The 21148-nt window shown below is 44.2% G+C and carries 18 protein-coding genes and 3 pseudogenes; 12 read left to right on the top strand and 9 right to left on the bottom strand.

Going from position 1 to position 21148, the window contains the following annotated elements; all coding sequences use genetic code 11:
• Positions 1-62: 62 nt before the first annotated feature.
• From GMES_RS15800 to GMES_RS15780, 5 genes are all read right to left on the bottom strand, one after another.
• Positions 63-2372: a TonB-dependent receptor gene (locus tag GMES_RS15800; RefSeq protein ID WP_006993741.1), complete on the bottom strand. Its 2310-nt coding sequence runs from the start codon at positions 2370-2372 to the stop codon at positions 63-65.
• 206 nt (positions 2373-2578) lie between these two features.
• Positions 2579-3355 carry a lanthanide ABC transporter permease protein PedC gene (locus GMES_RS15795; protein WP_006993740.1) on the bottom strand — a complete coding sequence of 259 codons (777 nt, stop codon included), beginning with the start codon at positions 3353-3355 and terminating at the stop codon, positions 2579-2581.
• Entirely contained in the window at positions 3352-4209 is an 858-nt protein-coding gene (locus GMES_RS15790; RefSeq protein WP_006993739.1) for a lanthanide ABC transporter ATP-binding protein PedB/LutE, read from the bottom strand. Before GMES_RS15790 ends, GMES_RS15795 begins: the two co-directional genes overlap by 4 nt.
• On the bottom strand, positions 4206-5195 hold the full coding sequence (locus GMES_RS15785) for a YVTN family beta-propeller repeat protein (protein WP_006993738.1): 990 nt from the start codon (positions 5193-5195) through the stop codon (positions 4206-4208). Before GMES_RS15785 ends, GMES_RS15790 begins: the two co-directional genes overlap by 4 nt.
• Before the next feature lie 26 nt (positions 5196-5221).
• Entirely contained in the window at positions 5222-6439 is a 1218-nt protein-coding gene (locus GMES_RS15780; protein ID WP_006993737.1) for a lanthanide ABC transporter ABC transporter substrate-binding protein PedA1, read from the bottom strand.
• Positions 6440-6702: 263 nt separating this feature from the next.
• On the opposite strand from GMES_RS15780, the gene pedF reads away from it, so the two are divergent.
• The 7 genes from pedF (at position 6703) to GMES_RS22490 (ending at position 13311) form a co-directional block, all read left to right on the top strand.
• Complete coding sequence (pedF, locus tag GMES_RS15775; protein WP_006993736.1) at positions 6703-7143, top strand: cytochrome c-550 PedF; 441 nt, start codon at positions 6703-6705, stop codon at positions 7141-7143.
• On the top strand, positions 7130-8014 hold the full coding sequence (locus GMES_RS15770; RefSeq protein WP_006993735.1) for a substrate-binding periplasmic protein: 885 nt from the start codon (positions 7130-7132) through the stop codon (positions 8012-8014). Before pedF ends, GMES_RS15770 begins: the two co-directional genes overlap by 14 nt.
• 197 nt (positions 8015-8211) lie before the next feature.
• Positions 8212-9975: a PQQ-dependent methanol/ethanol family dehydrogenase gene (locus GMES_RS15765; RefSeq protein WP_006993734.1), complete on the top strand. Its 1764-nt coding sequence runs from the start codon at positions 8212-8214 to the stop codon at positions 9973-9975.
• Positions 9976-10214: 239 nt separating this feature from the next.
• On the top strand, positions 10215-10505 hold the full coding sequence (locus tag GMES_RS15760) for a YciI-like protein (RefSeq protein WP_006993733.1): 291 nt from the start codon (positions 10215-10217) through the stop codon (positions 10503-10505).
• Between the two features lie 70 nt (positions 10506-10575).
• On the top strand, positions 10576-11031 hold the full coding sequence (locus tag GMES_RS15755) for a DUF3291 domain-containing protein (RefSeq protein ID WP_006993732.1): 456 nt from the start codon (positions 10576-10578) through the stop codon (positions 11029-11031).
• A gap of 141 nt (positions 11032-11172) precedes the next feature.
• Positions 11173-13089: a sialate O-acetylesterase gene (locus GMES_RS15750; protein WP_006993731.1), complete on the top strand. Its 1917-nt coding sequence runs from the start codon at positions 11173-11175 to the stop codon at positions 13087-13089.
• 72 nt (positions 13090-13161) lie between these two features.
• Positions 13162-13311 (top strand): hypothetical protein, encoded by a 150-nt coding sequence (locus tag GMES_RS22490; RefSeq protein WP_006993730.1) that lies wholly within the window; start codon positions 13162-13164, stop codon positions 13309-13311.
• A gap of 120 nt (positions 13312-13431) precedes the next feature.
• Here the strand turns inward: GMES_RS22490 and GMES_RS15745 are convergent, their stop codons facing one another.
• Positions 13432-14364, bottom strand: a complete 933-nt coding sequence (locus GMES_RS15745; protein WP_006993729.1) for a 3-keto-disaccharide hydrolase — start codon at positions 14362-14364, stop codon at positions 13432-13434.
• A gap of 288 nt (positions 14365-14652) precedes the next feature.
• On the opposite strand from GMES_RS15745, the gene GMES_RS22845 reads away from it, so the two are divergent.
• From GMES_RS22845 to GMES_RS15730, 4 genes and pseudogenes are all read left to right on the top strand, one after another.
• On the top strand, positions 14653-15177 hold the full coding sequence (locus GMES_RS22845; protein ID WP_226990317.1) for a UvrD-helicase domain-containing protein: 525 nt from the start codon (positions 14653-14655) through the stop codon (positions 15175-15177).
• Entirely contained in the window at positions 15104-16741 is a 1638-nt protein-coding gene (locus tag GMES_RS15740; RefSeq protein ID WP_307524908.1) for an ATP-dependent helicase, read from the top strand. The genes GMES_RS22845 and GMES_RS15740 overlap by 74 nt, the downstream gene beginning before the upstream one ends.
• Positions 16742-16878: 137 nt before the next feature.
• Positions 16879-17118: pseudogene (locus GMES_RS15735) on the top strand (hypothetical protein); the annotation flags it as partial.
• A 219-nt stretch (positions 17119-17337) separates the two neighbouring features.
• Positions 17338-17559, top strand: a pseudogene (locus GMES_RS15730) (IS110 family transposase); the annotation flags it as partial.
• Positions 17560-17591: 32 nt separating this feature from the next.
• Here the strand turns inward: GMES_RS15730 and GMES_RS15725 are convergent.
• Together GMES_RS15725 and GMES_RS15720 are read right to left on the bottom strand one after the other, a co-directional pair.
• Positions 17592-18020 carry a hypothetical protein gene (locus GMES_RS15725; protein ID WP_006993726.1) on the bottom strand — a complete coding sequence of 143 codons (429 nt, stop codon included), beginning with the start codon at positions 18018-18020 and terminating at the stop codon, positions 17592-17594.
• Between the two features lie 119 nt (positions 18021-18139).
• Positions 18140-18844, bottom strand: coding sequence for a hypothetical protein (locus GMES_RS15720; RefSeq protein WP_006993724.1), 705 nt, complete (start codon positions 18842-18844; stop codon positions 18140-18142).
• 144 nt (positions 18845-18988) lie between these two features.
• Here GMES_RS15720 and GMES_RS15715 point away from each other — a divergent pair.
• Positions 18989-20210: pseudogene (locus GMES_RS15715) on the top strand (IS4 family transposase).
• Positions 20211-20294: 84 nt separating this feature from the next.
• Here the strand turns inward: GMES_RS15715 and GMES_RS15710 are convergent.
• A complete protein-coding gene (locus tag GMES_RS15710; RefSeq protein ID WP_006993723.1) occupies positions 20295-21122 on the bottom strand; it encodes a hypothetical protein in 828 nt (275 codons plus the stop codon).
• Positions 21123-21148 lie beyond the last annotated feature (26 nt).

The raw sequence follows: 21148 nt of genomic DNA, 5'->3' as shown, positions 1-21148 counted from the left end.
ACTACTCTCGTCAATTAAGGCAGAAATGCGGCATTTTCGTTGAATGTCAGCATGCTTAGCCATTAAAACTGTACCTGTACATTAGCCGTTACACGTCGCGGACTACCTGGGCCAACAAAAAAAGCCTCATCAATGTCTGGGTGTACATCCTCTAACACCTCATCTGGCTCACCATAGGTGCCAAAGGTATGGTATTGCCGGTCAAGGGCGTTATCGATGCGAACTGAAAGCAGCACAGAATCACTCACTTGGTAGTTTGCATACACATTGGCAATAGCGTAAGACGATATCTTTTTATTCTCATTTGCTTCATCTCCTCGGTAATACGATGAGGATGAAAACAACCATTCAGCCCCTAAAGTAAGTGCTTCGTTCAGTGCCCAGCTGGTGTGCATTTTCACTTGATGCTGAGGCTGACCAGGGATTGTGTCACCGGCTTCCACTTGACGACCCCCTCCTAGGGGATTATTTGGACTAAATGTGATAAATTCTGACTCAAAAGTAGCATCTAGGTAACTGTAATTGGCACCAAAACTAAGGTTATCTTTTTGATGCAAGAACGATAGCTCTGCCCCTTGGCGATTGGTTTTATCAACATTGATAAAGTAGCCCTCTGACTGCGTCACGCCCGCTTGTTGAAAGATAATGTCATCCACGCTTTTGGTGCGATATAAGGTGGCCGTTAGCGTATTTCCGTCAGAGTGATAATCAACCGACGCCTCAATGGTTTTTGCTACGACCTTGTTCAGTGGTGGATCGGCCACAAAACCATTGGGTAGTTTACATGGGTCGTCTTCATCGGCACAGCTTAGCTCTGCTGGGCTTGGCATACGTGACGACTCGCTATAACTGAGTGAAATATCCCATTTTGGGGAAAGAGAATACTGCACCCCTAAAGCAGGGTTGAATCGGTTGAAATGGTGCTCGCCGTTTAACGAGCCCTCACCTACATCTATCCTGTCGTGCATCGATATTTTACTGTCGTTATAGCGCCCAGAGACACTGATTAACCAGTGTTCATCAAAGCGCATTGAGTAACCAGAGTAGAGGTAGTGCTCATAGGTTTTTACCCCTAGTCTCACTTGAGACTCACTGTCAAAAAATCCTGTGGGTGAGACAGAGCGATCATCCTCAGCTGTACTGTTGTGCAAAATGCCAAACTCGGTATCACTAACAAAATCGATATCAGCTTGGTCTATCCCGCCACCAATCACCCACTCATGCTCCCCATGCTGAGTTTTTTTGCTGTGCATAAGCTGAACAGCTAAGCCATAACTCTTGTTTTCGGTGGCACTTTGATTCAAAGTGCCGTCTATGTCGTCTGCGTCCAAATCAGATATGTCACTGAAAGTTACCTCCGGGGCATAACCCACAAACTCAACACGCTCCACCTCGTCATCCTCTTCCTCACACAAGGTAACAACATTATTAAACTCACATTCTTCGTAGTCGCTGTCATCACCGTTAGTGGTGTCGATATTGTTACGCCTGAAATAGCTGTTTGCTTGCAGTGTAAAGCCGTTGCCTAAGGCTGACTCGCTGCTAAGCGCGAACATACGATGATCGTTTTCAGTTCTATCGGGATAAGTGTAAATAGCGTCGTATCCCTCGGCGTCTTGCAAACCCTCGGGAACAGCACCGTTACCTGTTAAGGCGTTGTCATTAGCTGCGGCGAATAGCTCAAGATGATGGGTATCCCCTTTGTAAGTCAGTGTGGTCAATACCTGCTTTAAATCACTGCTGGAAAAATCCCGCCAGCCATCTTCGCTTAAACGATTAATAGCCACGTAATAGCCCCAACGGCCATTGTTTCCGCCGCTTTGCACCGTCGCTTGGCGTTGCCCGAAACTGGCTATTTGAAGGTCTAGCTCGTTGCGCGCGAAGGTGAAACCGTTCTTAACCCGCATATCTAATGCACCGCCTAGGGTATTCTGCCCAAAACTAGGGTTTGAGCCCGAATACAGCGCGACGCTATCAAGTGCTGCAAAGGGAATAAGATCCCAGTTGACTGTATCGCCAAATGGCTCGTTAAATCGAATACCGTTTAGGTATAAAGAAATACCTTGGGGCAACCCCAGCAGGGGCGACGCTGTAAATCCACGGTATTGCACATCAGGTTGAAAAGGATTGTTCTGTACATCATTGATATGCACGCTGGTTAAGCGATTTTTCATGTGTTGTGACAGCGAGAGCGCATTGCTTTGTGCTAACTCCTCACCGCTGATGGTTTGAATACTGCCAATGATACTGGTGGTGTTGTGTTCACTAAAAAGAGGGTTTTGCCCAAACACACTGATCGTTTCAAGGCTAGCGATTTCATTTGCCATACCCTCAAAACTTAATATTACACCGACTGCGATTGCATATTTCATCATCAATTCCGTTGCGTTAGTTATCACTTCAGCAAGGAAATTAACGGATAGTTGCTTTGGCTACAACTTACCTCAAGAGCCAATAATTTTAAAATAAACTATAAAAATCATAACCTTACTACATACTCATTCTTAAGACTCCTTCTAAAGTAGGAGACCATTCCTGCCAAAGTCAGCTCAACCTACTGCTTTTGAAAAAGGAAGCATTATCCACGACCCCGAAACGTCACTAGCGCTATAACGCAGGTTACTACTGCGCTGCTGAACACCACGGCAAAAGCAAGTTCATTAATTTGCCCGTACAAAGCAAATCGCAACAACTCAACGCAGTGCGTAAAAGGGTTATACTGACAAATCCAAAACAATACGACGTTTGCTTCTTGCATCTTCCATAAGGGATACAGTGCGCTGGACAAGAAAAACATAGGGAAAATAACAAAGTTCATCACACCTGCGAAGTTCTCTAGCTGAGTAATAAGATTGGCGAGCATTAATCCCAGCGCGCTGAGGAAAAACGCGGTTAAGAAAATAGCAGGTACAGCGTATAGGTATCCCGTAAATTCAATATCGATTCCCACCAGTCTGGTGATGAATAAAAATATAATCACTTGAACCGTCGACAAAATAGCCCCAGCTACGAGTTTACTGAACAGTAAAAAGGACCTGGGCACTGGGCTCATAAGCAAGACTTTCATACTGCCCATCTCTCGGTCGTACACCATAGACAACGAGCTTTGCATACAATGAAATAAGATGATCATGCCGCCAAGTCCAGGCGTTATATACTGCTGATACGTGATGTATGTGCTGTAGGGTTCCATTATCGAGATCCCCAGTGCCGAACGAAACCCTGCCGCAAATACGACCAACCACAGTAACGGACGCACCAATACACTCAGCAAGCGGGTTCTTTGTTGTAAGAAGCGCAATATTTCTCGTTTAATGATGCCATTCATGCAGCATAAATATGTCGCTGGGCTCATATCACCTCCATGCTAGCGGTTAACTTACGGTATAGCTGTGGCACATCATCAACCTGATATTGAGAACATAAATCTTGGGTGATCCCATGCGCTTTGACGTCCCCACCGCTAAGCACAATCAAACGGTCTTCTAGAGTGACTTCATCCATTAAATGCGTTGCCCACAACACGCATAAGCCTTCTCGCTGGGTTAACGCGCGCACATATTTGATGATCAGTGCGCGACTCTCTATATCCAGTCCTACAGTAGGTTCATCAAGTAATAGTACGCTGGGCAGATGTAACAATGCTCGGGCGATTTCTACCCGCCGGCGATGCCCCCCATTCAACGCTCTAACTTTCACATCAAGCTTGTCCTTGAGTGCCAATACCGACAAAATATCGCTAATATTACTCAGAGCATTCGCCGAAGAAATCCCTTGCAGCGATGCGTGGTACAACAAGTTTTGTTTGACGGTTAAATCTAAGTCCAAGGTGCTTTGCTGAAACACTACCCCCATAGAGCGCATAATATTCCTACGGGCGCTTTGAAGGCTCAAACCGCATACCTTGATTTCATTATTAGCTGTATCGACTGCGAGATCTTTGCCCGCACCTGTTTTAGCTAGCGAGGCAGATTTTAAGCCCGTGAGCAAAGAAAATAAGGTGCTTTTGCCTGCACCATTTGGTCCAAGTAAAATATTGATACCCCTTGGCAGGGTCAAATTCACGCAATCAAGTACGCGCTTTTTGCCATAACAATATGACAAATTTCGTACCTCGATACTGGCGCTACTTCTCATCCGATCGGGCTCTGTTAGGCTAAAGTTATTTTGCGCGGCAGCGTTCAGCTTGGTATCAATTGGCTTGATCATTTTGCGCCACGCACTACTACGCCCCAAGGATAGCGCCCTACCTTGATAGAATGCGTGACCTTACGTTTTGCAATATCAATCACCGACACATCGCCGCTAACACCATTGGTGGTTAACAGCTTGCTTTGGTCTTGATTAAAGGCTAATTGCCAAACTCGTCTGCCCACCAATAAGTATTCTTCAATATCCATACTAGCAACATCAATGATCGCAATATGATTTGCTGGCCCCAGTGCAACGAAGGCAGTTGTGCCGTCCCTGCTCAATTCCACCCCGACGGGTTGAACTTTGTCCCTATGTACCCCTGAAATAGCGAAGGTAAATTCATGTATAACCTGACGAGTATTGACGTCAAACACGCTTAAAGTGCCACCAATTTCAGAGCTAACCCAGAGTTGCTTGCCATCTTGCGAGAACTTGGCCGATCTCGGGCGTGCGCCGACCAGTGAGTTATCAATGTTTTCATAAGTTTCTGTGTCTATCCAGTGCACCATATTGGTTGTTTCTGAGGTAACCACAACAAGTTTTCCGTCAGGGCTTACAGCAAGTCCTTCGGGCTCTACACCCACATCGATTTGCGTTATCACTTGTCTCGACCCAATATCAATAACCGTTAGCAGGGCATCATCTTCGTTTGAGGTATAAATGATTTTGCCATCGGGGTGCAGAGCAATGGTTTCCGGGTCTTCCCCTGAAGGTAAGTCTCCTGTAACGGTTTCATCGACTAAATCAATGATCTGAATGCTGTCAGAGTCACTGGCGCACAGATAAGCAGTAGAGCCATCGTGGCTCAGTACCAACCCTCGGGGTCGCTGACCAACGTCAAACTCGCGCAGTACTTTGTGCTGGGCAAGATTGATAACTGAAATGGTGTTGTCTTTTTCATTTGATACGTAAGCAAGTTCTTCTGCTTGTGCCTGAGTGATTGCGTTACAGCCAAGCAACATCGCTAATAACAGCGACATATTAAAAGTGTTTTTTTTCATAAGTGACCTCTATTGATATTGGTGGCTCATTTGCATCGCATTTCACGTGCATCAAAACCCAAGGTATCAAGTTCGTTTGTCGGATGTAGCATTCCAACTTGGGGCGATTCAGACACAAAAGCGTTTGGCTGCACCAATGCCAAAGGCATTCTTAACTGACCATTCCATGAGCGAAAACTGAGCTTACGCCCTTTATATGCGGCCAATTCAAAGGCATCAGAATGAATATACTTAATCAACTCAGCAGGTTTGCCTGAATCTGTTTGCTGAGCCGCCTGGGCAATACTTCGTACCGCTAAATAAGCACTGAAATCCAATTCATTCATGTCTCTTGCCGTCATTTTGCGAAAACGACTTTGCAGTTGCGCCGCGCCCCATTGCTCTATAACTCGATGCCATGCCAGCGCTTCTAAGCCAGCTGAACCGATAACCGGCCTTGGCAAGTATGTGTTGTAAGGTATGAATTCGGCGAAGTCCTTGTGAGCATCAGCGACAAAAACCACATCATAAGGTCGAGAGGTTTGGGTAAATATCGGAATTTCTTGCTGGGTACTGCGCCGCAAGTCAGTGTTAAAATTCCACACTTTTTGCTCAATAATGTTTAACCCAAAACGTTTTGCTGCAAGAGAAAACGCATGTGCTATATGCTCATCGGTCGACCCCTCACCTTTGATCAGCAGTATTTTCGATAACCGCTTTGCCACAAGCCATTGAGCCAATGCGTCTGACTTCATTCGGTAACTCGGGACCGTGTGCAACACAGATGACAAACACAAGGTTTGGCGCATATCATCCGCAGGCTCGCTGACATTAAATACCAGCACCGGTTTGTTTTTCGCCCATCGATCTATGGCTTCAAACACACCACTGTCGCCACTGACAAGAAATACGAATACACCACTTTTAAACTGCTGCTCAATTCGTTTGAGCAAGTCCTGAGAAGCGTTTAACTCAAACTGAGATAATGTAAACGTCTGACCGATAAACTTACCCGTTGAGTTAGCATCATTCACTGCCAACTGCGCACCAAGCAAGCCACTGTCTTCAGGTAACGCATTAATATTACTGAACGTTGCGACGTGGTCTTTTAATAGCTTCAAATAACTCACCTCAAAACTAAGGGGAGCATTTTCAGCGGCCGATTGGCCGTTAAATAGCAAAATACAAACTGTAGACAAAACCCAAGTCAGACGTTTAATAGCGCTTATTTTGCACCTTATTAATTGGCTTATTTCCTTGTTCATAGTCCGTTCCTCTATTCACGCTAAAACGACTTGTGACATCAGCATATAGAAGAACACGTGTGTTGGAAATTCTACCCTACAACAGCTAACCAACTGAATTTAAAGAGTTAAGTGTAATTTCACGTAGAAATTTTGTTAAAAATCATCCTAAAGGATGAGATTTAATCTAGCTAAAGTGCAATGTGTGGATGCCCCGCAGATGGGTAAGCTGAACCTCGTTGATTAAATGACTAACCAGTTACATACAAAGAGGATAAACGGTGATGATTAGACATACATTAAGCCGCAGTATTTTTATAGCAGCCATAACTACTTGTTCTTTTGGTTTGGCTGCACATGGCTCTGTGACCCCGCAGAGTGTTGATACATCAACCATACCAGAGTTAGGCGAAGAATGGTCTGACACCAACCCTTACCGTGATGCAGAAGGTCATGATCGTGACGAAATTTTGCGAGTTGGCTCATCAGCTTACAATCAGAACTGTGCGCGATGTCATGGCCTAGGTGGCGTCTCTGGCGGTATAGCACCTGATTTACGTATGTTAGCTCCAGACTATGATGGAGACGAATGGTACGTATATCGCGTGCAAAATGGGGCCGTACGAAACGGTGCTGTTTATATGCCTAAAATGACCGAACACCTCAATCAGGAAGCATTGTGGGCCATTCGTAGCTGGTTAGAGTCTGTCAGTGACACCCAGTAAAACCTTGCTTCGGATTTTGTGGGCGGCTTTCGCACTGTTTTCCAGTGAAATGAGTCTAGCCCGCCCTTACGATGACATAATACAAACCCATTTTATTACGGTTGCCGTATATCGCGATTTTGTGCCTTTCTCATTTCAAAAAGACGGCAAAGATTTGGGCATTGACGTGGAAATAGCCAAACATATTGCTCAGCAACTAGGCGTAGAGCTCAAGTTAAAATGGGCCACTGCGGATGAGTCCGTAGAAGATGACCTACGTAATAATATCTGGAAGGGACATTTCCTCGATCGCACCGTTGCAGACCTAATGCTGCGGGTCCCTTATGATAAAAAATACAGCTTAAAACGCGATGACATAGGTGAATTGGTGAATGGGCAAGTGCATATGTTTGCCCCCTATCATGTGGAATCATGGCAGATAGTATATGACCAATCAGCGATTGAATCGGTGCCGACAATTGCTGTTTTTCAGTACCATGACATAGGCGTTGAAAACGATTCTATTCCTCAGTTCTATTTGATGTCAGCCTTTGCTGGGCGTATGCGCGACAGAAGCAAACAATTTGTCACCATCCCTTTGGCGATACAAGCAATGCAAGCAAAAGAGATAGACGCCGTGATGGGCATGCGCAGTCAAATCAGTTACTACCAAAGCCGCTTAAGCAACCAGCATTATCCCTTGGCGCAAAACGGTTTCCCTAATATTGGCAAACAAAAGTGGGACATCGGCATGGCCGTTAAAACAGATCATCGTCAGTTGGGTTATGCCATAGGCGATATCGTTGAGGAAATGACGAAGAATGGGACCATGAAAAAGATTTTCGATGGCTACCAGACAATATATGAAGCCCCTGAGTATTACTCTCCTTGAACGTACGCCTTAAGCTCTCCTACTAAGTGATGAATAAATATCCTACGCCTGAGTCATAGAGCCAAATAAATACACAGAATACTATGCATATACCCTAATGAAGGTTCCGTTTTAACGATATGAAATATACAGCAATAACCTTAATTAGACCCTGAATATAAACACGCAAAAAACTAAAATTTCATGAGGAAATAACGATGAACAATAAAGGTATGAAAACAGTATTGTCATTATCAGTGCTCATATCCATTGCACTGTCCCCTGCGGTATCCGCTAATGTTACAGACAAAGACATTTTAAATGACCAAGCGACAACAGGGGATGTGGTGTCGTATGGCATGGGCCTCAAAGGTCAGCGCTACAGTCCCCTATCAAAAATTAACGGCGACACCGTTAAAGAAATACGCCCCGTTTGGGCATTTTCATTGGGCGGCGAAAAACAGCGAGGCCAAGAGTCACAACCCTTGATTAAAGATGGCGTCATGTATGTCACTGGTTCGTATTCTCGGGTTTATGCGATTGACGCCAACACGGGTGACGAACTTTGGCAATATGATGCACGCCTACCTGACGGTATTATGCCTTGTTGCGATGTGATCAATCGCGGTGTAGCCCTGTATGGTGAACTCGTTATTTTCGGTACGTTAGACGCCAAATTAGTCGCCTTGAATAAAGACACAGGCAAAGTTGTTTGGAAGAAAAAGGTCGAAGATTATAAAGCTGGATATTCTATCACCGCAGCCCCGATAATCGTTAAAGGGAAGATAATAACGGGTGTAGCCGGTGGTGAATTTGGTGTAGTCGGTAAAGTGCGTGCTTACGATGCAGTTAATGGTCAACTCGTTTGGGAACGCCCTACTGTTGAAGGCCACATGGGTTACATATGGAAAGACGGAAAAAAAACCGAGAACGGCATATCGGGCGGAAAGCCAGGGCAAACGTGGCCTGGTGATCTATGGAAATCAGGTGGCGCTGCGCCTTGGTTAGGCGGTACATACGATCCTGATGTAGATTTACTCTTCTTCGGCACAGGTAACCCTGCACCGTGGAACTCTCACCTTCGCCCCGGCGACAATTTATTTTCTTCGTCCCGTTTAGCCATTGACCCCGATACAGGTAAAATAGTGTGGCACTTTCAATCAACTCCTCACGATGGTTGGGATTTTGATGGCGTAAATGAACTGATTTCTTTTGATTACAAAGAAAACGGGAAAACCATAAAAGCGGCAGGCTCTGCGGATAGAAACGGCTTCTTCTATGTATTGAATCGCGAAAACGGTGATTACATTCGAGGCTTCCCGTTTGCCGATAAAATTACATGGGCATCAGGGTTAGATAAGAATGGGCGCCCCATTTTTGTGGATAGCAACCGTCCTGGCGATCCGTCGGAATCAAAAGAGGGCACGCAAGGCACATCCGTTGTTTCTGCACCTGCCTTCTTAGGCGCCAAAAACTGGATGCCTATGGCCTACAGCAAAGACACTGAGCTGTTTTATGTGCCGTCGAACGAATGGGAAATGGACATTTGGAACGAACCTACTGCCTATAAAAAAGGCGCTGCTTACCTCGGTGCGGGTTTTACCATTAAACCCATCAACGAAGAGTATATAGGCGTATTGAAAGCAATCGACCCGAAAACAGGCAAAGAAGTGTGGCGCTACCAAAACTACGCGCCATTATGGGGAGGCGTTTTGGCCACAGCAGGTAACTTGGTGTTTATGGGCAACCCTGAAGGTTATTTGCTTGCATTTGATGCTAAAACGGGCGCAATAAAATATAAGTTCAATACCGGATCAGGCATAGTTGGCTCACCCGTTACCTGGGAAATGGACGGTGAGCAGTACATATCAGTTTTATCCGGCTGGGGCGGCGCCGTTCCGCTTTGGGGTGGTGACGTAGCACAGCGCGTTAAACACTTTAACCAAGGTGGCAGCGTTTGGACCTTTAAACTTCCTAAATAGTCTGCGCCCTATCCGCGAGCTAATCCGATGTTTAAAAAACAATTGAGACCAGCATAGCTGGTCTTTTTTTTGGGGGCTCGATTAGCTCTATTTTCAACAAACAGCAACCCACTTTGTTCTGCACATTTACCTTCGGACTCCGCTTTATTTCCTTGCTACTATCGCTCCTGTCGATGCTTGTAATTCAAAACCTACTTTGAAGTGCATACTGTGGAATAAGATAAGGAATAGAGAACAAGATGTATTATCTACTGACATACAATGTCGAGCCTGACTATTTACAAAAGCGTGAGGCCTATAGAGAGGAACATTTGAAGTTAGCGCAAGCTGCATGCGCTCGTGGCGAGTTGCGCTTAGGTGGCGCATTAACCGAACCCACCTTGGGCGCGGCGTTGTTATTCGAAGGAGCCTCGCCAAACGTCGCCAAAGAGTTTGCCAAAAATGATCCCTACGTGCGCCATGGGCTGGTCAAAAACTGGCATGTGAATCAATGGGCTATTGTCATAGGTGCGGGCATTGAGCCTATTTAACACGAGAATTTAAAGCAAACACTTGGTTTTGCGCACACACTAAACGTTGATTACAACATTAGGAGCCAATATGCCATTAGCCCAATTGAATATTGCTACCACTTTATACCCCATAGACGCACCTGAAATGGTGGATTTTGTGAATAATTTAGCGCCTATCAATGCCATAGCCCAAGCAAGCCCAGGTTTTATTTGGCGCTTACAAGATGACAGCGGTGATGCCACGCACATTCAGGTTTTTGATGATCCAAATATGATTGTGAATATGTCGGTGTGGGAGTCAATTGATGCCCTAAAAGCATTTATGTTCAAGACCCATCACCGAGATTTTATGCGCCGCAAAAAAGAGTGGTTTCAACATAGTGATGTAGACACCTATGTGTTGTGGTGGATCCCAGAAGGTCATACGCCCAGCATTGACGAAGCTATCAGCAAGCTTACTTTTTTGCGCGATAATGGCGAATCGCCAAATGCATTTACGTTTAAACGTCCCTTTAATCAAAGCGAATGCTTAACCCTGTCTTAAAATTCCCGCCTTGGCAGATGACAAAAAGGCACATGGAAAAACCAAACTAAATATCCCGCTAAAGTATTTTTTACCCTCAAGCTAATTGTGTCAGTATCAGAACTCATACAGTGAATTAGTTTAGGCAAAAACGGAGTGGCAATGGCAAACGTTATTCTAATAGGAATACTTTTTTTTATTGGCGGTGTGAACAAAGTACAGGCACTAACCTTATCACCTTTATTTTCCGACCATATGGTACTGCAGCGAGAAAAACCGCTACGAATTTGGGGCCAAGCACCCCCAGGCCAAAAAATCACAGTAAGTTTATTGGGGCAACGTTACCTTACTCAATCGGATCACAATGGTAATTGGGAAACCGTGTTGCCTGCGCACGATAAAGCTGGGCCTTTTACGTTAACTATTGACGCTGATGACTCAAAAACCATTCACGATGTGTATTTCGGTGAGGTGTGGATAGCCAGCGGACAATCCAACATGGAGTGGAAATTAAAAGGCGATGTGGTGGGCAATGAACAAGAAATCTCGACAGCCAACCTCCCCCTAATTCGCTTTTTTGACATACCTGACACCGTTGCCTCCACTAAGCAGCGTCACTTGCCTGTTAGCCATTGGCAGGTTGCTTCGCCCGAAACTGTGGGTTATTTTTCCGCGGTTGCCTGGTTTTTTGCGAGAAAATTGCAAGAGCAAGAAGACGTTGCAGTTGGCATTATCGAGAGTAATTGGGGCGGTACACCAGCTGAATCCTGGATTGATTTAGACGTTGTCGCCGCCACGCCAGGCTATGCACAAAAAAGTGCAAAGGTTAAAACACGGCAAAACTGGCCCGAAATTCTTGCTGATAACGAAGCCAAGAGCATAAAAAAATGGCAACGAATAAACGATCTTAAAAGCGCCTCAGAGCAAGATGCCATTGGTTTGGACTATGACGATAGCCATTGGCAACACATAGAATTACCCAACAAAACCCCATTACATGATTTCGTTTGGCTACGCCGCGAGTTCACGTTGAAAAATTTGCCCGACACCCCTATCACGTTAAGTTTCGGCGATATCGTGCAAAATGCCTTTATCTTTATAAATGGGCAACACTTGGCGAGCGAAGACTGGAAAACCAATGAGTCAGTTCACGCGATACCCGCAGCATTATTGCGACAAGGCAGAAATATTATCACCCTGCGCGTCAATAGTGATTGGAATAACCAAGTGACTATCGGTAAAAAAGGACAAATATATTTAGACATAGACGACGTCAAATCGGACATTTCGTCACATTGGCGGCTCAATAACAACATCGAAGCCCCTATGCCTAAAGTGATCAATTACAGCTTTACTCCGAGCTTTTTATACAATGCTATGATCTACCCATTACTGCCTTATACCGCCAAAGGCGTGATTTGGTATCAAGGTGAAAGCAACATAAACAAGCATGAGTATTACCACACCCTTTTTAGCAACTTAATCTCCAACTGGCGCGAGCGAGCCCAAGCACCTGGACTGCCATTTCTATTCGTACAAATATCCGCTTATCTTCCACCAAGTGAATTGCAACCTAACAGCAAATGGGCTTACCTGCGAGATGCCCAGCGACAAACACTATTTGTACCCAATACTGGGATGGCAGTGTCCATAGACGTAGGCAGTGCGGATGATTTACACCCCAAACAAAAACGCCAAGTAGGAGAGCGTTTATGGCGCCAAGCTGCCCCTAAGGTTTATGGGCTTAGCTTAGTGGCAAGCGGCCCAGACTTTGTCGGGCTGAGTGCCAATCAAGGCAAAATTGAGCTTGAATTTAACAATGCCGAAGGACTGAGCACGGCTGACAACACCCCATTAAAAGGCTTTACTATTGCTGGCGCAGATAAGGTCTTTCGTAAGGCAATTGCGCATATTGAAGGCTCAAAAGTAATCGTTTCTCACCCAGAGATTAACAAACCCGTGGCGGTGCGGTACGCCTGGGCCGATAACCCTATTGCCAACCTTACCAACAATGAAAACTTACCTGCGGTGCCCTTTCGAACAGATGATTGGTCAATAGAAGAAGTCAACGCAAAGTAGCGCAGCACTTTGCTAAGTAGTTAGTGTTTAAAGTTGAGAGTTAAAACTTAGCGTTCGGATTGTGATTAAGGCATGAGCGCAGCGTTTCAGGTTGATGGCTATGAGCTAAAGACCCATGGCTCGGTACGTGCTTTTGAGCTAAACCTGACACGGTATAACCGAAGCCTAGGGCATAAAGCGAAAAAGCAGAACGCTTTAAACGCCAAGTTTACTGACGTTTAGTTTGTTACAAGCCAGCTCAGCGACGATAAATAACGCTGCTGAGCTATCATCCTAGCTGTGGTTATTAGTATGCTAAATTTTCGATTCAAGCCGCAATTGACTTTGTTTTAATGCAATGACCTAAGGGTTCTGCTTTATGCGAATATTGCGATAAAAAACTTCAGCCCCTTCAGATTGAAATTCAATTTTTCCCTTAGTGAGTGGGACCTGCTTACCATCGATAACTTGCCTTGAATGATAAGCGCGGAATACTTCGCGGCCATTTATTTTATGGATCACTACTTTGTTATCTGCGATCACTTCCATGGTGTCCCATTGGCCAATCGGGCTCTCATACTCGCCCAATTTTAATACACGGTTCGCAATGTCTTCACATAGCGGCATATCAGGTGCGTAACGGTAAAAATGCCAGTCGCCGTCATTTGCATCGCCACAATGTGTATCAATTAAAACACCATCAAGGCTGTGATAATCGCCGCTATCGCCCACTTGAATTTGCATTTCATGGCTGCGCATCCAGTGATTCATAGATGCACCAGGTTCGCCAACAGCAAAATACAACACGCCGCTGTCACGAGGTAGGTTTTCTCTGGGCGGCCATTTCTTATCACCCCATTTCACATCAAATTTAAGATGAAAGTTTTCGTATTCCTTGATTGTACTAATACCGCCCCACTCTTCGCCCGATATGCGCAATAGTCCATCTTGAACGCTGAATACCTTCTTAGGGTCGTTGTTTACACCGCGCACAGGTAAATAATCAGGATCTTGATATTTGCTGTCTTTAGGTTGATAACTCACAAAAGTTTGCCAGCCTTGTAGATCATTCCCGTTAAAAAGCGACACCCATTTATCCCCACTGTTGCTAATTTCTAGCGCCTCCGCGCTGGCGTTAACAGAACTGGTATTGGCGCTTTTTGAGCCACTGGCTTCTGTTACAGTTTTCACATCTTTTGAAGCGCTCGATGCTTGAGGTGTTTCACTGGCGCCACAAGCGGTTAGTACTAAACAAGCCACTAGCGACAAACTCTTAAAGGTATTGGTCTGATCCATTTTATTGTTCTTTTTTGATGATATGCCCGTCGCATCAGTGTAAGGAAATTAACGGTAAATTCGATAATCAAAACCAATAACGGGTTTGTGTTATTCCACAAATATACTGCGGCGTCCTTTTTGTATTTAACCTCAGCAGAGAGAATTACATTGGTGTTTACCCATTCCCCACTCGCCTCCCCATTCCTTAAACAGCTCGTTCTCGATAGAGACAACAACTGGTTTTATATACAGTCACCTATAAATCCATTATATTTGCCCATTAGAACAAGATGATTAGGTAAAGTAATGCTCGGCAACATGCTAGATACTATGCAGCTCAACGAACAACAGCAAAAAGCAGTGGAATGCAAAGACGCAGCAGGCATGGTTGATACATCACCTTTGCTCATTATTGCGGGTGCTGGTACAGGCAAAACCAACACGATCGCCCATAAAACAGCGCAACTTATTTTGAATGGAGAATCGCCCGATAAGATCTTACTCGTCACCTTTGCACGGCGAGCAGCGGGTGAATTGTCGTCCCGCGCTAACCGGATCATCGAGCAGCAGCAATATAAAAAGAATAAAAATAAACAACGCCATCAACCAATTAAAATGTCATGGATGGGCACATTCCATTCGATATCAGCTCGTCTACTCAGAGAGCATGCAACGGCCATTGGTTTAGAAAGTGACTTTACCATTATGGATAGAAATGATAGCGCCGATATGATGGACGTTATTCGTCATGAACTGAATTTCACCTCCACCGACAGACGCTTTCCAAAAAAGAAAAACCTGCCTCGATATTTACTCACGCTGCGTCAATAGCCAGCAAGCACTTGAAGACATTTTAGATGCACACTTCCCCTATTGCCGCGAATGGCATCAAGAGCTCAAAACCCTCTTTGCAACGTATGCCAAAGCAAAAATGGAACAGATTTGCTTAGATTACGACGACCTACTTTTATACTGCTATCACATGGCCCAAGTACCACAAATTGCCCAGCAAATACGAGACCAATTTGATTACATATTGGTCGACGAATACCAAGATACCAATGTATTGCAGGCAGGAATTTTAATGGGCTTCTTTCCTACCGGTAAAGGGTTAACCGTGGTAGGTGACGATGCCCAATCTATCTATTCATTTAGAGCGGCGAACGTTGATAACATTCTCACGTTTCCTGAGCAATTCTCACCACCGGCCCGCGTCATTTCGCTAACTCAAAATTATCGCTCTCATCAGAGCATTTTGGATTTATCCAACGCCCTATTAAGTGAAGGCTCAGAAGGCTACAAAGTCGCCTTGTTCAGCGAGCGCAAATCAGGCGCGAAACCTAAATTAGTGACCGTTGAAGACGACAGCAAGCAAGCCGAATACATTGTTGAAACGCTGTTAGCGGCGCGAGAACAAGGCGTTGAACTAAAGAAGCAAGCCATTTTGTTTAGAGCGAGTCACCACAGTGACCGTCTCGAATTAGAGCTAACTAGGCGCAATATTCCCTATGTAAAGCACGGTGGCCTTAAGTTTTTAGAAGCTGCTCATGTAAAAGATTTACTCTCGATATTACGCTGGGCAGATAACCCCAAACATAAAATATCTGCATTTAGAATATTGAAGCTCTTGCCTGGTGTGGGGCCTAAAATCGCTGATAAAGTCATTAACATGCTCACTGAAAAGCAATATGTATTCAGTGAGCTGCTTGACTTCCCCGTACCTGCACTGGCAAAGACGCTTTTCCTAGAGCTGATCAAAGTGGTGAGCGCTATTGGCAACAACCAAATTGGTTGGTCAGATCAAGTTAACCAAGTGATTAATGTCTATAAAACGCTATTAGAAATTAACTATGACGATCACTTCGTCCGATTCGGCGATATCGAACAGTTGGCCCAGATATCACAGCAGTTTTCCTCTAGGGAACGCTTTTTAACCGAGCTCACCTTAGATCCCCCTCAATCAACGGGCGACCTTTCTGGCCCGCCGTTAATTGATGATGATTTTCTAATCCTCTCAACTGTGCACAGCGCCAAAGGACAAGAGTGGAATAATGTGTACGTGCTAAACGTGGCTGATGGCAACTTCCCGAATGAATACGCTGCTGGCGACAAGCGTAGTTTAGAAGAAGAAAGGCGACTACTGAATGTGGCGATCACCCGAGCAAAAAATGAACTGCACCTTATACACCCCATGAAATATTGGGTACCAGAGCAACAACGACACGGGGACCAACATGTATACGGGGCAAAAAGCAGGTTCTTAACTGAGGGCATCATGCAATTACTAGAGACAACGCAATTCCCTAGAAGAGAGCTTAACGAAAAAGAAAAAAAAGTCGCCACCGCTGCCATTACCGACATAAAGAAAACCGTACTGGGGATATGGAATGAGTAAGCGTGAACACTCCACTCGTGTATTTGTAGTGGCATACTTAATTTAGCCACCGAGCAACAACTAATTACGCTTTGTCACGCTTATGCTCCCACTGAGTATTTTGAGCTCACTGAATAGTTGAGCTCATGTACTCAACTAATACCAAAGGCCACTGTATTCGTGATGATAAGACGGGTCATATCAATAACACTCACAGTCCTATTCCACAAAGATTGGGGTTAGACTCTGCTCAATGGCTAACGTTAACTACTGAGTTTGAAAAACACTTCTGCTACGCCGCAGGTGCTGAGCAAATGATGAATGCGTTCAAGCGCCACACCCATCATCAACGTCTGCGAGGAATGACCAAAGCGAAAGCGTTGTTAAAACGCGCATAAGACATTGCAACTAACACATCTAATGCTTCTCTTGTAGCATAGGCGTTTGCCTAAAAACTGACCTGACTCGCCGTTTCCTTTCTCTACGCTCATTTTTCCAGTAAAAATCCCCAATCATTCAGATAAAAGTACCTAAACGCTTGATGAGGGGTATTCCCCCTTCTAAGCAGGAGAGTTTTTTACACGACTTTAAAGATGGATGTCTTTGTAAGTAAGTAGAAAATCCAAGGAGGCAGACATCAAGTCAGAACCGTTTTGTACATGGCGATGATGTCAGCGATACAAAGTAACCCCGTATTCAAGGAAACATATCAACGATTAGTCGCTGCGGGTAAGCCTAAGAAAGTGGCGATTATTGCCTGCATTAGAAAGATGGTTGTCATCTAAAATTCAATGCTCAGAGATGGGGTCATGTGGGAAGCGCCAAAGGCTACAAATTAGCTATTGACGCCATAGTCTCTTGTTAGGTGCGCTCATAAATCTTCCAATGCTTTTCTAACACTTTCGTAATTTGGCGGAAACCTGCATCCACCTGAAGAGTAAGTGTTTAATTTTTTTGATTTAATATAAAGAACAAAAGACAAACCATCGCAAATAAGTGGAATATCACTTTCTGGATACTCGGGCTTCCATTCTCCGACTCCTAATTCTATTAGCCGCTTAACTAAGTTTTGCTGAGTTTCGAAGTCTAACGTTAGAACTTTGAGTGATGGTGTACTAGGTATCCATTTGGATTCGTTATCAAGTTCAAAATGGTCGTCAATATAAACATATTGATCATCTTTTATGTATATCTCGTGACGGTACTGACTCAAAAAATGAGACTCTCGAAAAGCAATCTCAATCGCCTCTGAAGTTATGGGCCAAAAAAGTGCAAATAAAATTATTTTCTTAAAATCCACTATTGAGCACCTAACGCTTTGCCAAGGGGCAAATGCGAACGTTGTTGGGCGAAGCCCAGTGAGCATTTGTCCCAGCCGCGTTTTTTGCGGCGAACTTAGGCAACTTGTTATATTTCAATTTAAATAAACTCTGAGGTTTTTAGCATTTCAGTGAATTTAGTCATGAAGTTGTTGAGTGCTTTATCTGCAGCAGCATCCACCTGCTCAGCCTGAATCTCATTAGGTTCATCAGGAATATTAACTTCTGGCATTGGTACTTGCTCAAAGAAACCGAAATCCATTGGGTTTAGAGATGTTTTATTTTTAGCGTCATAAATTCTAGCACTCACATAATTTAAAGCATAAGCATCGCATGATCCGAAGATACACCTAGAATATAAACCATAACCTGATAGATAAGCCGATGAGTTTACCCACGCTGGTCCAGATGGAGGATAAACAATAACTATGAAATCTAGGGTGTTTTCTTGAGCTATTTTATCCAGAGTAGCTTTATATTTATCTTTAAAATCAATGTAACTAAATAAGGAGTTCTTGTTTTCAAGAAGACTTGGATTTGCAGCAATTAATTTAGGAATGTGGCCATGGTTTGTCAATATAGTTGATATTTTATGGTTAAATTTCTGATGATAATTACTGTTTGAAGTTTCACTAAGATTTTTATTACTAAAGATAGTCGTGCCAATATGTTGATATGTTGGTGACTCATCTATAAGTAACATTACTCCTATTTTTGATCCTACTTCTGGCTTTCCATAATTTGCTGGCACCGATGCACACCCTACGAGTGACATTAATATTATTGCAATAGTTAACTTGTACACGAACTCTCCTTGAAATATAACGCCCCAATCTAACGAATCCCCTCATAATTATGAGCAGAAACAATAATATAGACACGCATGGCGCTATTTGACGTCCTCTATTGAAAGTAGGAATTTCGCAAAAACCAACTAGATAACAACACCATGCGTGATATTTCTATCTTACACGATTTGCTTAAAAAACAATGCCCTAATCTACATGCCAAACGTCTTTCCTCTTTGATGATTGCCACCCAATCTTTGCTAGGTGGCCAGCAACTGTCGTTGACCTAATTAGGACGGAATATCTCAGGCTCCGTAGCCCCGAAACACAACATAAAGCGCATCGACAGACTGCTTGGTAATAGCAATCTACATAACGAGCGGCTCGACATCTACCGTTGGCACGCAAAGCTGCTTTGCGGTGCTAACCCCATGCCTGTTGTACTCGTGGATTGGTCTGATGTGCGTGAGCAGCTTAGGCATTTAACCTTACGTGCATCGGTCAGTGTTCAAGGGCGCTCTGTCACACTTTATGAGCGCGTATTTTCCTTTGCTGAGTACAACTCTCCTGTCAGTCATAATCCGTTTTTACGGGAGTTGGCGAGTATCCTGCCGTCGGGTTGTTGCCCGTTGATTGTTACCGATGCGGGCTATCGCAACCCTTGGTTTCGTGAAGTCGAAAAGCATGGCTGGTTCTGGCTAGGTCGAGTGCGCGGAGATGTGGGTTTCAAGCGTGATGGGCAAGCTTTATGGCAAAGTAATAAGTCGTTTTACCCCAGCGCAAATTCGCGCGCAAAATACCTTGGGTGTGGGCAACTGGGGCGTAAAAGCCCGCTTCATGCACATCTGCATTTGTACAAAGCAAAGGCCAAACATCGAAAGGACAAACGCTCTTCAAAAGCAGGACGAAACCACACCGCCCAACAAAGCTATCGAGCGGGTAGCAAAGAGCCTTGGCTACTCGCCACTAATCTTCCCGAGAACGATAAACTGAACTCAAAACAGCTGGTTTCCCTTTATGCAAGACGGATGCAAATAGAAGAAACCTTCCGCGATATTAAAAGCCCGCAGTACGGTATGGGACTACGCCACAGCAACAGTCGCTGTACCAAACGATTCGACATATTACTGCTGATTGCGATGCTCGCAGAATGGTTATTACGGCTACTCGGTCTCATTGCTCAAAAGCAAAACTGGGAAAGAGCATTTCAAGCTAACACCATCCGTAATCGGCGCGTGTTATCTATTATTAGACTAGGCAGAGAAGTCAGGAAAAGAGCAAAAGATTACAAGATGAACTCAGCCCAAATTACCTGGGCCGTACTTACCATAACAGCGCCAATATATTATCTGGGTTCACAAAGAAGGGAGGCCAATTCTATGAGGGGATCCCCCAGCGCCCTGTTAACAGGCAAAAAACAGTTGGTTAAAATTAGCGACGAAGGAGCAAAACCAACTGTTTTTTGTCCTACTTTAATGACTTGTTAGCCATTTTATCGACTAGTTTTCCGTTAATAACAAAATATCTTTTAGTGTGGTGCACGAACCTTTTAGCACCTTGAACAATTCCGTTACTGTCTTCCCAATTATCATTCCATTCTTGTACTGCTTCCAATGGGTCATCATAATCTTCAGGAAATTTCAGGAAGTCGAAAATGGCAATAACCGATCTAATAGCAAGTGTTTTTTGCGAAGGGTCTGGAATGTTTTCATCTATAATAACTCGGCTTACGACCATGTTAGATCCTGATTTTAATGCGGCATTATCTAAAGACTTTTCACTATCCCAATCCTCGATTCCATAGAAAAACTGGGGTGGGAGTGGTTGTGGGTTTTTCTTTCCGGATTTCTTATACGACAGTACTCGATAAAGTTCACCACGAAGTTGCTCTTCTGAGATGGTAAATGAGCTTTTTACATCATCAGTAATAAGTTTATTTTTAAGTGATGTAGTTTTTAATAATAGTCGAGAAGCTCTTACCCAAATAATACGGTCATTATTACGATCTTTTAATAAGTTATAAACTTCATTAAAAGCGTCATTTGCTATTTTGAGATATACCTCGTCACTTTTTCTCTGGCGATCTGCTGATTGATGACTGCGATCTCTGAAGAAAGCTAGAACAGCTATCATACCGCCACAACTTATAGATATACCTGGCAATAAACCTAGATTGCTTTTATCTATAAATGGGACACACTCGATTAATCCAAATACAGCTAATAGGGAAAGTAAAAGAGATATACATATCACTATTGAAAGGGTTACTAACGCTACTGTTGATAAGTACTTCAAACTTTCTCCAAATGGCTAACGCTTTG

The organism is Paraglaciecola mesophila KMM 241, assembly GCF_000315015.1.
GTDB lineage: Bacteria > Pseudomonadota > Gammaproteobacteria > Enterobacterales > Alteromonadaceae > Paraglaciecola > Paraglaciecola mesophila.
The sequence above is the reverse complement of the archived record's forward strand: the minus strand, read 5'-3'. Positions and strand labels throughout refer to the sequence as shown.

What these genes read in the sequence shown, in the direction of transcription:
- GMES_RS15800 (WP_006993741.1), bottom strand. Translation starts at nt 2,372, where the DNA reads ATGAAATATGCAATCGCAGTCGGTGTAATATTAAGTTTTGAGGGTATG.
- GMES_RS15795 (WP_006993740.1), bottom strand. Translation starts at nt 3,355, where the DNA reads ATGAGCCCAGCGACATATTTATGCTGCATGAATGGCATCATTAAACGA.
- GMES_RS15790 (WP_006993739.1), bottom strand. Translation starts at nt 4,209, where the DNA reads ATGATCAAGCCAATTGATACCAAGCTGAACGCTGCCGCGCAAAATAAC.
- GMES_RS15785 (WP_006993738.1), bottom strand. Translation starts at nt 5,195, where the DNA reads ATGAAAAAAAACACTTTTAATATGTCGCTGTTATTAGCGATGTTGCTT.
- GMES_RS15780 (WP_006993737.1), bottom strand. Translation starts at nt 6,439, where the DNA reads ATGAACAAGGAAATAAGCCAATTAATAAGGTGCAAAATAAGCGCTATT.
- pedF (WP_006993736.1), top strand. Translation starts at nt 6,703, where the DNA reads ATGATTAGACATACATTAAGCCGCAGTATTTTTATAGCAGCCATAACT.
- GMES_RS15765 (WP_006993734.1), top strand. Translation starts at nt 8,212, where the DNA reads ATGAACAATAAAGGTATGAAAACAGTATTGTCATTATCAGTGCTCATA.
- GMES_RS15760 (WP_006993733.1), top strand. Translation starts at nt 10,215, where the DNA reads ATGTATTATCTACTGACATACAATGTCGAGCCTGACTATTTACAAAAG.
- GMES_RS15755 (WP_006993732.1), top strand. Translation starts at nt 10,576, where the DNA reads ATGCCATTAGCCCAATTGAATATTGCTACCACTTTATACCCCATAGAC.
- GMES_RS15750 (WP_006993731.1), top strand. Translation starts at nt 11,173, where the DNA reads ATGGCAAACGTTATTCTAATAGGAATACTTTTTTTTATTGGCGGTGTG.
- GMES_RS22490 (WP_006993730.1), top strand. Translation starts at nt 13,162, where the DNA reads ATGAGCGCAGCGTTTCAGGTTGATGGCTATGAGCTAAAGACCCATGGC.
- GMES_RS15745 (WP_006993729.1), bottom strand. Translation starts at nt 14,364, where the DNA reads ATGGATCAGACCAATACCTTTAAGAGTTTGTCGCTAGTGGCTTGTTTA.
- GMES_RS22845 (WP_226990317.1), top strand. Translation starts at nt 14,653, where the DNA reads ATGCTCGGCAACATGCTAGATACTATGCAGCTCAACGAACAACAGCAA.